Source organism: Pseudoalteromonas sp. RWi3 (genome assembly GCF_054960735.1).
In genome coordinates, this window is record NZ_JBHNYL010000016.1 from 1 (window position 1) to 12047 (window position 12047).

Genomic DNA, 12047 nt, shown 5'->3' on the forward strand with positions numbered 1-12047 from the left:
AACAACACAACTGTATCGAAAAACTCGAGGAGCTTTCTATATGATTATCAAATCTTGACTTCATACATCAATGGTCTAGATTTATAGTTTATTGCTCATTGATTTTATCATTATGTCTAGGCCGCTGCGAATAGAGTATGAAATTAGAAGGGTCAAATCTTGACTTCAGACACCAAAGGTCTAGATTTATAGTTTACTGCTTATTGAGTTAATTGCTATGTCTAGGCCATTGCGAATAGAGTATGAGAATGCGTTTTATCATGTCATGAATCGTGGAAGAGGGCGTGAAAATACCTTTTTGAGCGATGACGACTTTACGTATTTTTTATATTGCATTGAGCAAGCAAGCCTTCGCTTTAATATTGAAGTGCATTCTTATTGTTTAATGACCAATCATTACCACCTGCTAATTAAAACCCCTGATGCAAATTTAGGCAGAGCCATGAAGCATATTAATGGCCTTTATACCCAATACTTTAACAGAACACATAATACAGATGGCGCGCTGTTTAGAGGGCGCTACAAAGCGGTGTTGGTGGATGCTGATAACTACTTATTGCATGTTAGTCGGTATATTCATCGTAACCCAATTGAAACGAGCACCCCGCTGGTAGATGATCTGGCTAAGTATAAATGGTCTAGCTATTCAGCGTTCATTAAAAGGGGAGCGACGCCTAAATGGCTCGTTCGAGATTTTATATTTTCACTGCAAGGTAAAAAGCGTCAATATGCAGCTTATAAGCAGTTTGTGGAATTTGAAAACAACAAAGAAATAAGTACTTTTTATGGTGCTAAAAAATTATTGTCGGTGCTTGGTTGTGAGGGCTTTATTGAAAACATAAAGGACTATATTGCAACATCAAATAGCGAAAGAAAGTTTGTTAGTAAAAAGCATTCAGCAGATGATGTAATTGCTTACGTAGCAAAACATTTAAGTGTTGATGTTGTTGACATAGTAATGGTTAAAAAGGGGCGAAAAGAGAAAAACTTACCCCGTTGGTTTGCTATTAAATTATGTCAAGATTTAACGGGATTAAATTTGCAGGCATTAGCAGGTATCTTTTATGTTCAGCATTATTCAGCTATATCCAAAGCTGTGAGTAGGTTAAATGCATTAATGGTTGAAGATAAGAAGGTTAAATTACAATACGAAAAACTTCGAGATTGCTTGATGTGTGAAGTCAAGATTTGACCCTATTTGCTCCTGCTATTTGCTGCTATTTGCTGCATTTAGCGCCGAAAAAAGCAATATGTTGACCACAGATTTGCAAGCAGGCGTGTCGACGGCGTTAGGTGAGGTAACTAGCGAAGGCGTTGAGTTTGATTTACACGGTTATATTACAGAGCACACCTCATTTGATTTGGCCTATACCTACACCGATGCAAAAACAGCAAACGACACGGTTAATACAGATTAGTGGGTAAAATTACCAAAAGGCAGCCCTTTACTTAATATTCCTAAACACAGTGCAAATGCACGTATTAAAAGAGAATTAAATGATTTAATCGATTTAAATGCAAGCGTTGGTATAGCTGTTCAGTATGAGGGGGAACGCTTAGGTGAAACCATAGACCCTACGTATTACTTACCTTCGTATACACTGGTGAACCTGTTCGCAACTTACAACGTTAATGAAGATGTGATGGTACAACTGAACATTAATAACGTGCTGGATAAAGAATATTACTCAAATTCTTACTCTGCGATTTGGACTCAACCAGGTGAGCCAGTCAATTATAAACTGAGCTTAAAATATAACTTTTAACTTACCCTTGGGGCAGGCTTAAAGATGCTTGTCCCATCACTTTACTCAGGCTGTGCTTCTGTTCCAAGTAAAGCGTCAATGTAGGCGAGTTCTTCGCTAAAAATACCACTAAAAATGCATGTTGTTCAATGATCTGAGCCTCACTCGATTGGTCAGTGTACTCTTGCTGGCATCTTATAAGTTCGCTTGATAACCATTGGCATTGTTCGGTTGCTGTATTGAGTGCCATTTTTAAAAAATACGGCCATTTTATTTCGTGTAAATTGCAGCGGTGCAGCATCACAGCAATATGGCTATAGGCATGTTGCTCACTGATTACTGGGCTATCAGTTTTTACGGTATCACTGTTTATGAGTTTACTGTTAATCAGAGCAAGTTGCAGTGCAGCTTGCTCTGATTTACTTAAAGCGGTCGTTGTCATAACGTGTTAGAAGCCTCTACATGCTAATTGTAAGAAGGATGCATTTAAGAAGTTAAAACTAAGCAAGGGGTTGAATACTCATGCTGCATCGAAAAATTATTCACAGTAGTAGCAAAAACGGACTGACTGGTTACTGAATTAGTAAAATACAATTGTAATCGAGCTTAAGGCTTTAAACGTAAAGTCAGTTTGCAGGGTATCGTGGGGGTTATAATTCAAGCCAATCGCTTGAACGTTTCTTTCTTTACTCCTTTATAGTGTCATGATTAACTTAGTAATGCTTTTGGGTATACGCACTCGCATCGCTCATACAAGTAAGGTATCTATCAATCATTAACTCAATGGTGTGAACATAACCCAACGTTGTCGTTTAGCTTTATTAAGGTTTAAAAAGGACGGTTTATAGTGAAAAATGCGATTGTTTTATTGTTTAGTGCCTTGTGTGCAGCTGGCTGCGCAATGCAGAATATGGTCGATTTTCCCATGGTTGAGAACAATGTCGCATACTCCAAAGTGGCATCGCTTGGGTTTGTAAATGCTGAAGAAAAAGTATCTTACGGCACACATGACTCGCAATATGCATTATTGTGGCGTGCTAGCAACGCTCAAGATAAGAATAAACCTTTGGTGGTATTACTACATGGTGGTTGTTGGCTTAGTGCTTATGATATTAAACATACCTATGCATTGAGCACTGGCTTAGCGCAAGCAGGTTTTAATGTATGGTCTATAGAGTATCGCCGAACAGGCGAGAGTATCGGCGGTTGGCCCGTTACCTTTGATGATATAAAAAACGGTATTAAAACTTCAAGCACCTACAACGATGGTGAGTTTAATTTGAGTAATACTGTTGTTGTGGGGCACTCAGCTGGTGGTCATTTGGCACTACTTGCGGGCGGGCAAATGGAAAATCTTAAAGGTGTAATTGGTCTTGCGCCCATTACTGATATAAAAGCCTATGCACACGGTGAAAACAGCTGCCAAAAGGTGACAAAAGATTTTATGCAGGGTATGCCAAGTGATAAGCCCGTTGCGTATACGCAAGCAAACCCGAGTGAACAACCGTTGCATATTAATAGCTTTATTCTTCAGGGTGGCAAAGATACCATTGTCCCAGCACACAACTTAGGGCAACTTAATCGTTCAGTGGTCACGTTAGAAAATGCAGGGCACTTTGATTGGGTACACCCAGGTTCTCACGCGTTTAAAATTTTGCTTGAAAAATTAAATGGAATCGATAAATGAATTTTGATGATATTACTGCGCTAGATAGATCCGATCCGCTTGCTCATAAACGCGCCGAATTTGCGTTGCCCGCTAATACCATATATCTAGATGGCAATTCATTAGGTGCTTTACCTAAAGTGGTTAAATCTCGTGTGGCTGAAGTAGTCAGTCAGCAATGGGGAGAACATTTAATTCGAAGCTGGAATGACCACCATTGGATTGATTTACCTACTCAAGTAGGTGAGAAAATAGCCCCTATTATTGGTGCGGCAGCTGGCCAAGTAATTTGTTGTGATTCTATATCGATCAACTTATTTAAATTATTAAGCAGTGCCTTATCGTTAAATTCTGGCCGTAATGTTGTGCTGTCCACTGAAGATAACTTTCCAACTGATTTGTATATGGTGCAAGGGTTGAGCGAACTATTAGGCGAAGACTTATGCCAACTTAAACTTGTTAGCGAGCACCAGATTGAACAAAGCTTAAATGATGACGTGGCGGTGCTGTTGTTAACCCAAGTTAACTTTAGGTCTGGGCAGCTATTAGATATGCCAGCGCTTACTAAGCTCGCCCACGAAAAAGGTATTTTGGTTATCTGGGATTTAGCCCACAGCGCGGGGGCACTTCCTGTCGAACTTGATAAATGTAACGTCGATTTTGCAGTGGGGTGCGGATACAAATATTTAAATGGAGGGCCTGGTTCACCGGCATTTCTATATGCGGCTAAGCGCCATCAAGCTACTGTTAACCAGCCGCTAAGTGGTTGGATGGGGCACGTAAAACCGTTTGCATTTGATGCTCAGTATCAGGGGGCAGAAGATATAAATCAGTATTTATGCGGTACTCCTAGTGTACTTGCAATGAGCGCATTAGATGCCGCGCTTGATGTATGGCAAGATGTGAGCATTTTGCAAGTGAGAAAAAAGTCTATCGCCTTGGCTGATGTCTTTATTAAGCAGGTACGGTCGCAGTCATGCCTAGCTGATTTGTACCTGTGTTCAACCGAAGACTCTTCACAAAGAGGCAGTCAGTTGGCTTTTGCCCACAATGATGCCTTTGCAATTTGCCAAGCACTCATTGAAAAAGGCGTTATTGCAGACTTTAGGGCGCCGAATATTTTACGCTTTGGCTTCACCCCTCTTTATAACTCGTTCGAAGATATATGGAACGCGGTCAATATATTAGCGAATGTTGTGCAAACTAGATTGTATACCGAGCCACGTTTTAACAAAGCGGGTAAAGTAACCTAATATGTATTTATTTTAAATGGGCAAAGCCCTTCGGCTTACCGTACTCATATACTTGAAGAAGAACTCGTTGAATGATTGAGTCTCGTTAGATAGTTATTTTTTACTTATATGGCTTTATTCTGCATTGGCTATACATGTCTTGTTTCTCATCGTTTTTAATAAAGTCTGTATTGCAGCTGGTGACTTTTGTCATTGAGTATTGATGACAAATGCCCCTCAATAATCTGTTTGCTTTCATCAATAATTATCGTGTCACTTAAACGGAGAAACGACATGAAAACAATGATGAAAGTATGCGGTATCGCGTTAACAATTTTAGCAAGTTCAAACACCTTTGCAGGTCAGTATGAAATTGATCAAATAGAGCGTGCAGCAAGCAAGTTAGATTTGACTGAATTGAAAACTTTTGCTGGGCAAGTTCAAGGGTACGATCAAGCATTGGCTTATTATCGCTTGGCATTAAGCTCTAACTTGTCGGGTGAATCTGACCCAGCAATCAAGTGGAATGATAAAGCAATTTCGTTGCTTGAGGCCCTTGATGAGGCTCAACCAAACGATGCTGAGGTAAAAACATTATTAGCACAGGTTTATGGTTATAAAATTGCACTACAGCCAATGAAAGGTATGTTTTATGGCTCAAAATCAAACGCGATGTTAGCAGATGCAAAGGCACTGTCACCTAATAATCCGCGTACGCACTTAGTGCAAGGGATCTCAAAACTAAACACGCCAGCTATATTTGGAGGCAGTGTTACAGAGGCAACAGAGGCGTTTAATAACGCACTAACTGCCTATGAATCAGATGCAAATTCAAATTATCATTGGGGGTATGCAGAAACCTATACATGGCGTGGTCTAGTTAAAATGCAATCTGGGGATTTAGCGCAAGCAAAGCAAGATTGGCAGCTTGCACTTAGCATCAACCCTGATTACAGTTGGGCGAAAACATTACTTAGTCAGCATTAATGTTTTTTTGCGCGCCACTTATGGATATAAGTGGCGCTTTTCTATCAATAATTCAAAGCGCCTAGGCATCTTTAAAGATCGTAAATGAATATCAAACAGTAGAATGTTAGGGTATACAAAATTAGCGAAGGAGATTTTTTTGGATTCACTGACACAAATCGTTTTAGGCAGTGGTGTTGCTTATGCGGTGCTGGGTAATAAGCTCGGCCGAAAGTCGTTATTCGTTGGAGCGGCATTTGGCACTGTGCCTGATTTGGATGTGCTGATCAACTTTGGCGGTGACATTGAGAACTTTGTATATCACCGCAGTTTTAGTCATTCGTTTTTCGTACAGTTGTTGGTAAGTCCAATCTTTGCGTGGCTACTATTGAAAATGAGTTGGGCGCAGTGTGTGTCGATGAAACGCTGGACAGTGGCTTTATTTTTAGTGCTAAGTACTCACTCACTACTTGATAGTTTTACAGTATACGGTACTCAGTTGCTATGGCCGCTGTCGACTCACCCGTTTGGCATATCAAGTATTTTTATTATTGATCCCATGTATACATTGCCGCTTTTATTATCGGTTATTCTATTGTGCTTTTCGCGCGTACAGCCGTTTGCTCAGCGAGTAAATACAAGTGCACTGGTACTTAGTTCAATTTACTTAGCTTGGGGCATGGTAGCTAAGTGGCATATAGACGATAAAATCCATCATGCGCTGGGCAATAAAAGAATTGAGTTTAGCCATTATGAAAGCACGCCTACAGCTTTAAATACGCTACTTTGGCGGGCTGTCGCTGTAACTGAGCAAGGTCATTATGAGATTTATGCATCGGTATTTGATACAACAGAAAATGTTAATATAGACTTTTACCCTAGTGACAACGCAGTACTTGATGAGCTTAATAAAGCCAAGCCCATCACACTATTGCAAAATTTTACCAAAGGACTTTATGGCGTTTATACACAAGATGAGCGCGTGATCCTTAGTGACTTACGAATGGGTCAAGAGGGCTATTACGTATTCTCGTTCGTAGTTGCACAGAAAAATAACCAACAATGGGCAGCAGGGAATTTTCAAAAACTGAATAACCGACTTCCGCTAGATAAGCTAGGGGGTACTTTCTCGCGTATTACAGATCCCAGTGTTGATTTATCAGCTAAAGCCACTGATTAATAAAGTGGCTTTTGATTGGGCCTTTATCAGATAAGCTCCCTTTTAAAAGAGTAGCCTGTTTATAAGTTAACTATCGCCGGGAACCATTCGGCGAATACGATCCCAAATAAACCCATTAGAAAAATAATGGATATCAATGCCATTATACTTGCGGTGGCGATTTTAATAATTTGATTCGTTGTACCTTCAGCATACCTTACTAGCTCAGCAATAAATAAAGGGATCACGTAAGAGCAAATGCTTACAGTTAACACAGCTGGGCCAGTAAACGTTGTTGTATCGACTCCTAAAGTTCCAAACATTAAGAACCAAGCAAAAATCATTAAGCGAAAAAATAAAACGCCATTTGCTGCAAGGAATAAGCGAATTGCCCATATTTTGTGAAGACCAATATTACGTTTTCTGGCAGCTATTACAGCTAATATACTTGATAAAATAACCACGCATCCGCCAAGTATAGTTAACCCATGCATCAAGGTGTTGCCAACAGTTCCTCTGGCTAGTATCAGGTATATGCCGGCCAATGAAATGGTACAGGCAAGCAACACAAAAATACGACCGTTATAGCGATGAAAGCGAGGGTGTTTTTTTCGCATAGCAGGAATTAATTGTAAGCTGCCGCCTATAATCATCACGATGGCTAATAATACATGTGCCGCATACATTAAGTTTCCTGTTGCATCGTTAGCAACATAAGCCGTGCTATTTAGGCGATTCCAATCAGACATTCCGCTAGTGGCGCCCGTAAGCCCGTACCCTAATGTGAGGTAAATAACAAAACAGGTTTGTGCCATAAGTAAGCACGTAAACCATATTTTTTTACTGCTATTAAGCAGTGAATTTGGGTTAAGTTTGATTTTATACATGTGTATTTTCTTTTTTCTTCATAAAACGAATAACGTAAATATAAAGGGCTTGAAGGGCGGTTTCTTATCAAATTTGAAATTTGAGTAATGATATATGATATGTTTTAGAATTAATTAACAGCTACAGACACATTCCCTAACAAAGTCTTTTTGCTAACTGGAAAGTTACTTTGTACTATGTTGGATAGGCAATTATATACGTCAGGTTAAAAGCGCACTGTAATGCAAAATACGTCTCCTTATTTTCTGCTAATTTTTGTCTGTATGAGCTTAATGCTTTTACATGCACTTAAAAAAGATAAGCAGCTTATTCATTATTTATTTGTCATATTTTGTGGCTCGCTGTGTATGGTTGGGGTGCAAAAAATTAGTGCACCAAACTTGGGTGAGTATCAGTACTTTATTGGCTTGTTTACTTGTGCAACGTGTAATGCATCATGGTTAATATCCCGGGCTTTATTTCGTGAGCATAACCCTATTTCACGCAGGCATGTGGCAGTGGCTAGCACTATCGCGCTTTTGATCATGTTTAATCAAACATGGCACTATTTAGTTAGCCTTGACCCGCAACCGCTTTCTAGCAGTCATATAATGTGGCGATTAAAACAAGGCATGAATGAAATAACAAATTTACTTTCATCGTGCATTTTAGTGCTTTCTTTTTGGGAGTCGATAAGAGGTTTCAATAGCAAAACACACGCTCAAAAACTGCAATCAGTGATTTTTGCAAGTGCGTACTTTTTAGCGGTTGTTAATGCCAGTATATTACCTGTATTTATATTTAGCCCTGCGCAAATCGAGCTATATAACCCGCTAATTATCACTTCTTCTGCGCTGTTAATTGTATTTGCAATGCACACAGTTATGACTCTTCAAGCAAGTAGCTCAACAAAGCAAACGCAACTTCATAATGATGAGAGTGAAGTTGGTATTGATAATGATGAAGTAACCCCCCTCAGTGATAGTAATCAACAAGATCAAATACCACCCGAGTTGGTGGCAGGCATTTCTAAACTAATGAACGAACAGCAGTTATTCTTACAAGCAAATCTTAAAATTGCCGATTTTGCACAAGCACTTCATATGTCTGAGTATAAAATTAGCCGGGCTATCCGATATCATTATAAGGTTGCTAATTTTAATTTGTTTATTAATCAATACCGTGTAAATTATGCAAAGGTGTTATTAGCAAGTGAGCAAGCTAAAGAATGGAGTATTTTGAGCATTGCACTTGAGAGCGGTTTTTCGTCTCTCGCAACGTTTAATCGCGTGTTTAAAAGTATAGTAGGGAGTATTCCCAATGAGTATCGAAAACAAAATAGTGACTATCAAAGTCAGATCCTTGCAGAGCTGGTTGAGTAGATACTTATTGATTCTTAGGGACATGCATTAGATCGTAGGACTGCCTTGAATTATTTAGCTCATCTTTATTTAGCAAGACCAACAGCCGACTCTCATTTTGGGAATTTACTTGGAGACTTTGGTGGCCAACGGCAATTGACACAGTTACCCGCAACCGTTAAAAATGCGCTAGATAATCATTATTTAGTCGACAAATTTACAGACGCACATCCTTTAGTTAAAGAAGCTAAGCAGTATTTCGCTCCTAAACGTAGACGCTTTGCTGGGGTGGCTGTTGATGTTGTGTTCGATCACTTTCTTATCCAACATTGGCATACTTTTAATCAGCAACCACTCACTGACTTTAAGCAAACCAGCTATGGGCTTTTGGGTAAACGTATACCAGTTATGCCAGCGCGAATGCAGCGCGTAGTAACCAGTATGATAGAAAACGATTGGTTTAAAGAATACGAAACTGTTGATAGTGTGGGGCTGGCACTTGATAATATTGCTGCACGTATTCGCTTTACCAACACTTTCACTGGTGCGGTAGAAGATATAACCCGTAATTACAGTGAACTCGATGCTATTTTCTTAGCGTTTTTCCCTGAGTTGATTAAGCATGTGAAGCAACAGGGCCTTGAAGGCTAATCCTGATTCAATCATCAGGCCCTTTTAGGGTAAACACTAAATGCTTGCGCATGTCTTTTAAAATCACGCCTTTTTTAAGCATTGCACCACTTAAACGTTTTTGCCACTTTAAAAGGTCTGGCTCAGCGGCGACTAATGCCTGTTCATCTTCAAACTGAAAGCACATAAGTAACGAACCCGGAAATAAGTGGTACTCCACATCAAACCAGCATTGCAGCATACCCGGTATATCAGCACGCCCTTGTGCTTCTATTTTATCAGCAACATCAAGTACAAGTGCTTGTTGTTTTAATTGTGCTTTCGATAGTTTTTTCATGGTGGTGTTCCAAATTAGGTAAGCTAAATACGCTTGCAGTGGTGTATTATACTCAAGCTTTTAAGCAAGCAGCAACCATACATATTCAATAACCCAGCATTTCCCACTTTAGGTTAATTAACACAACGAAGATGAAGGCATCGATAGATTGGTGACGCCTCACTGTTTGTTTTTATACCAGCCAAACCAGATTCTTTATAAAAGCGCTTAATATTTTAGGCATGCCTACTGTAGACTAAGTTTAAGAAGCCACTGAAGATGTATTTATTAACGGACTAAGTTAAATGACTGAAATAAAACGCCTCATTTCTATAGAAAGTTTTACTGCGATTATTGCGTGGGCTGTGGTGAGCGGTTCAGCGGTATGGTTGATGGTCAAGTCAAATGATTATCCTGCACCTGACTTAATAATAGTAACCTTGTGTTTTTTAGTGTTTATCGGCTGCTTTTTGATAGCTAACGCGAACTACAAAACCCGCTTAAATGAAGGACTCAAGCAAGGGCTTTTAGCTATTCAATATGGTGTACTATTGATTGTAGCGGCGGTTGTACCCTATACCTACATTGCGATATTAAGCACCATTTGGTGTGCCCAACTGCCTTACTTTATGCGTTTGAGATACGCTGTATGCTTATCGTTATTATGTTTGGTTCCGCTTTTTTTTATTTTTACCTTTTACTGGGGCAAAGACGACAGCCTGCTGACCGGTTTGTTATTTTGGACGTTTAATTTATTTGCATTAGTGGTTATGAATACCACACGAAACGAAAGCCTTGCTCGTGAGAAGTCTGAGGCATTAAACCGAGAGTTATTAGCCACACAAACGCTGTTAAGTGAGGCCACCAAGCAAGCTGAGCGAATTCGCATTGCCCGTAATATTCATGACTTATTAGGGCATCACTTAACCGCTTTGACGATTAATTTACAAGTAGCGCAACGAACGTCTGAAGGAGCTGTGCATGAAAATATTAAGCAATGTCATAGTTTGGCAAAACTGTTATTGAGCGATGTGAGAGAGGCCGTTTCAGAGATTCGAGACAGATCAGCGATAGAAATTAAACAAGCCTTACAGGCACTAATTAATAATGTACCGCAGTTAAAAGTTAAACTTAATATTGTGGATGAAGCCGTGATTAATGATGTTAGGGTTGCTGACGCCTTGCTTCGCTGTACGCAAGAGAGCATCACTAACACGCTAAAACATAGTCATGCTACTGAGCTGACAATAGATATAGCAAATGCAGAGCATATTATTTATTTAACGATTGTTGATAATGCTCACTCTAAAACCATTGAGCCTTTGCAAAAAGGACACGGCCTCAAAGGTATTGAAGAACGTGTTAACGATTTAGGTGGCTGTGTGGAGTTTAAACATACTAAAACTGGTTTCGTAACACAGATCACGCTGGTGGAGCCACAATGAAAATTAAAGTAATGATTGTTGATGATCAAACGTTGGTTCGCTCAGGGATAAAAAGTTTATTAATGCTCTCTGAAACCATTGATGTGGTAGCTGAAGCGTCTGATGGTGAGCAAGCTATATCGTTAATTCAAGAAAAACAACCTGACGTTGTACTGATGGATATACGCATGCCTGCCATGTCGGGAATTGATACGTTGCAAGCGTTAAACCAAACTAAGCTTGATAAATCGCAGCCGCCAGTGATTATGCTAACAACGTTTAATGACCATGAGCTCGTGGTTAGCGCGCTGCAAGCAGGCGCAAAGGGTTATTTACTTAAGGATGTATCATTAGAGACCCTGGTAGATGCGATAGAGTGTGTTCATAAGGGCGAAACGTTAATACAGCCAGCGATTTCTGAGCGTGTAATAAAACAGCTAAGTACAAGTGATAGCCAATTTGAAAGTGTAGTTGACCTGCCTGAGTTCAGCGCTAAAGAATTAGAAATACTGCGGTTTATGGCGGCTGGGTGTAGCAATCGTGAAATTTCGGCTGCGGTGTTTAAATCTGAAGGAACGGTTAAAAACTATGTCTCAACTATTCTCGCAAAATTAGGTGTTAGGGATCGTACTCGAGCGGTGTTAAAGGCTATAGAAGTAGGATTTATAAAATAATAGTAAG

Annotated in this window: 13 protein-coding genes and 1 pseudogene; 11 read left to right on the plus strand and 3 right to left on the minus strand. The window is 39.7% G+C overall.

Features of this window, described 5'->3' with window-relative positions; genetic code table 11:
- The first annotated feature begins 217 nt into the window (after positions 1-217).
- From ACFI4Z_RS16085 to ACFI4Z_RS16095, 3 genes and pseudogenes are all read left to right on the plus strand, one after another.
- Positions 218-1192, plus strand: coding sequence for a transposase (locus ACFI4Z_RS16085; RefSeq protein WP_462671457.1), 975 nt, complete (start codon positions 218-220; stop codon positions 1190-1192).
- Between the two features lie 58 nt (positions 1193-1250).
- Entirely contained in the window at positions 1251-1418 is a 168-nt protein-coding gene (locus ACFI4Z_RS16090) for a hypothetical protein (RefSeq protein WP_462671458.1), read from the plus strand.
- Between the two features lie 24 nt (positions 1419-1442).
- Positions 1443-1766 (plus strand): annotated as a pseudogene (locus ACFI4Z_RS16095) (TonB-dependent receptor domain-containing protein); the annotation flags it as partial.
- Between the two features lies 1 nt (position 1767).
- Here the strand turns inward: ACFI4Z_RS16095 and ACFI4Z_RS16100 are convergent.
- Positions 1768-2187: a hypothetical protein gene (locus ACFI4Z_RS16100; RefSeq protein WP_462671459.1), complete on the minus strand. Its 420-nt coding sequence runs from the start codon at positions 2185-2187 to the stop codon at positions 1768-1770.
- 405 nt (positions 2188-2592) lie between these two features.
- On the opposite strand from ACFI4Z_RS16100, the gene ACFI4Z_RS16105 reads away from it, so the two are divergent.
- From ACFI4Z_RS16105 to ACFI4Z_RS16120, 4 genes are all read left to right on the plus strand, one after another.
- Positions 2593-3432 carry an alpha/beta hydrolase family protein gene (locus ACFI4Z_RS16105; RefSeq protein ID WP_462671460.1) on the plus strand — a complete coding sequence of 280 codons (840 nt, stop codon included), beginning with the start codon at positions 2593-2595 and terminating at the stop codon, positions 3430-3432.
- Positions 3429-4664, plus strand: coding sequence for a kynureninase (gene kynU, locus ACFI4Z_RS16110; protein WP_462671461.1), 1236 nt, complete (start codon positions 3429-3431; stop codon positions 4662-4664). Before ACFI4Z_RS16105 ends, kynU begins: the two co-directional genes overlap by 4 nt.
- Before the next feature lie 273 nt (positions 4665-4937).
- Positions 4938-5630, plus strand: coding sequence for a tetratricopeptide repeat protein (locus ACFI4Z_RS16115; protein WP_462671462.1), 693 nt, complete (start codon positions 4938-4940; stop codon positions 5628-5630).
- Positions 5631-5769: 139 nt separating this feature from the next.
- On the plus strand, positions 5770-6789 hold the full coding sequence (locus ACFI4Z_RS16120; protein WP_462671463.1) for a metal-dependent hydrolase: 1020 nt from the start codon (positions 5770-5772) through the stop codon (positions 6787-6789).
- Between the two features lie 59 nt (positions 6790-6848).
- Here the strand turns inward: ACFI4Z_RS16120 and ACFI4Z_RS16125 are convergent, their stop codons facing one another.
- Entirely contained in the window at positions 6849-7655 is an 807-nt protein-coding gene (locus ACFI4Z_RS16125) for a DUF2306 domain-containing protein (protein WP_462671464.1), read from the minus strand.
- A 222-nt stretch (positions 7656-7877) separates the two neighbouring features.
- On the opposite strand from ACFI4Z_RS16125, the gene ACFI4Z_RS16130 reads away from it, so the two are divergent.
- Both ACFI4Z_RS16130 and ACFI4Z_RS16135 read left to right on the plus strand, forming a co-directional pair.
- Positions 7878-9017: a helix-turn-helix domain-containing protein gene (locus tag ACFI4Z_RS16130; RefSeq protein ID WP_462671465.1), complete on the plus strand. Its 1140-nt coding sequence runs from the start codon at positions 7878-7880 to the stop codon at positions 9015-9017.
- 45 nt (positions 9018-9062) lie between these two features.
- Positions 9063-9647, plus strand: coding sequence for an acyl carrier protein phosphodiesterase (locus tag ACFI4Z_RS16135; RefSeq protein ID WP_462671466.1), 585 nt, complete (start codon positions 9063-9065; stop codon positions 9645-9647).
- A 7-nt stretch (positions 9648-9654) separates the two neighbouring features.
- Here the strand turns inward: ACFI4Z_RS16135 and ACFI4Z_RS16140 are convergent, their stop codons facing one another.
- Positions 9655-9963, minus strand: a complete 309-nt coding sequence (locus ACFI4Z_RS16140) for a hypothetical protein (protein WP_462671467.1) — start codon at positions 9961-9963, stop codon at positions 9655-9657.
- Positions 9964-10247: 284 nt separating this feature from the next.
- Here ACFI4Z_RS16140 and ACFI4Z_RS16145 point away from each other — a divergent pair, with 284 nt between their 5' ends.
- Positions 10248-11387: a sensor histidine kinase gene (locus ACFI4Z_RS16145; protein WP_462671468.1), complete on the plus strand. Its 1140-nt coding sequence runs from the start codon at positions 10248-10250 to the stop codon at positions 11385-11387.
- Entirely contained in the window at positions 11384-12040 is a 657-nt protein-coding gene (locus ACFI4Z_RS16150) for a response regulator (protein ID WP_462671469.1), read from the plus strand. The genes ACFI4Z_RS16145 and ACFI4Z_RS16150 overlap by 4 nt, the downstream gene beginning before the upstream one ends.
- Positions 12041-12047 lie beyond the last annotated feature (7 nt).

Coding starts and splice junctions, on each gene's coding strand:
- ACFI4Z_RS16085 (WP_462671457.1), top strand. CDS start 218: ATGTCTAGGCCATTGCGAATAGAGTATGAGAATGCGTTTTATCATGTC.
- ACFI4Z_RS16130 (WP_462671465.1), top strand. CDS start 7,878: ATGCAAAATACGTCTCCTTATTTTCTGCTAATTTTTGTCTGTATGAGC.
- ACFI4Z_RS16140 (WP_462671467.1), bottom strand. CDS start 9,963: ATGAAAAAACTATCGAAAGCACAATTAAAACAACAAGCACTTGTACTT.
- ACFI4Z_RS16090 (WP_462671458.1), top strand. CDS start 1,251: ATGTTGACCACAGATTTGCAAGCAGGCGTGTCGACGGCGTTAGGTGAG.
- kynU (WP_462671461.1), top strand. CDS start 3,429: ATGAATTTTGATGATATTACTGCGCTAGATAGATCCGATCCGCTTGCT.
- ACFI4Z_RS16100 (WP_462671459.1), bottom strand. CDS start 2,187: ATGACAACGACCGCTTTAAGTAAATCAGAGCAAGCTGCACTGCAACTT.
- ACFI4Z_RS16115 (WP_462671462.1), top strand. CDS start 4,938: ATGAAAACAATGATGAAAGTATGCGGTATCGCGTTAACAATTTTAGCA.
- ACFI4Z_RS16145 (WP_462671468.1), top strand. CDS start 10,248: ATGACTGAAATAAAACGCCTCATTTCTATAGAAAGTTTTACTGCGATT.
- ACFI4Z_RS16150 (WP_462671469.1), top strand. CDS start 11,384: ATGAAAATTAAAGTAATGATTGTTGATGATCAAACGTTGGTTCGCTCA.
- ACFI4Z_RS16125 (WP_462671464.1), bottom strand. CDS start 7,655: ATGTATAAAATCAAACTTAACCCAAATTCACTGCTTAATAGCAGTAAA.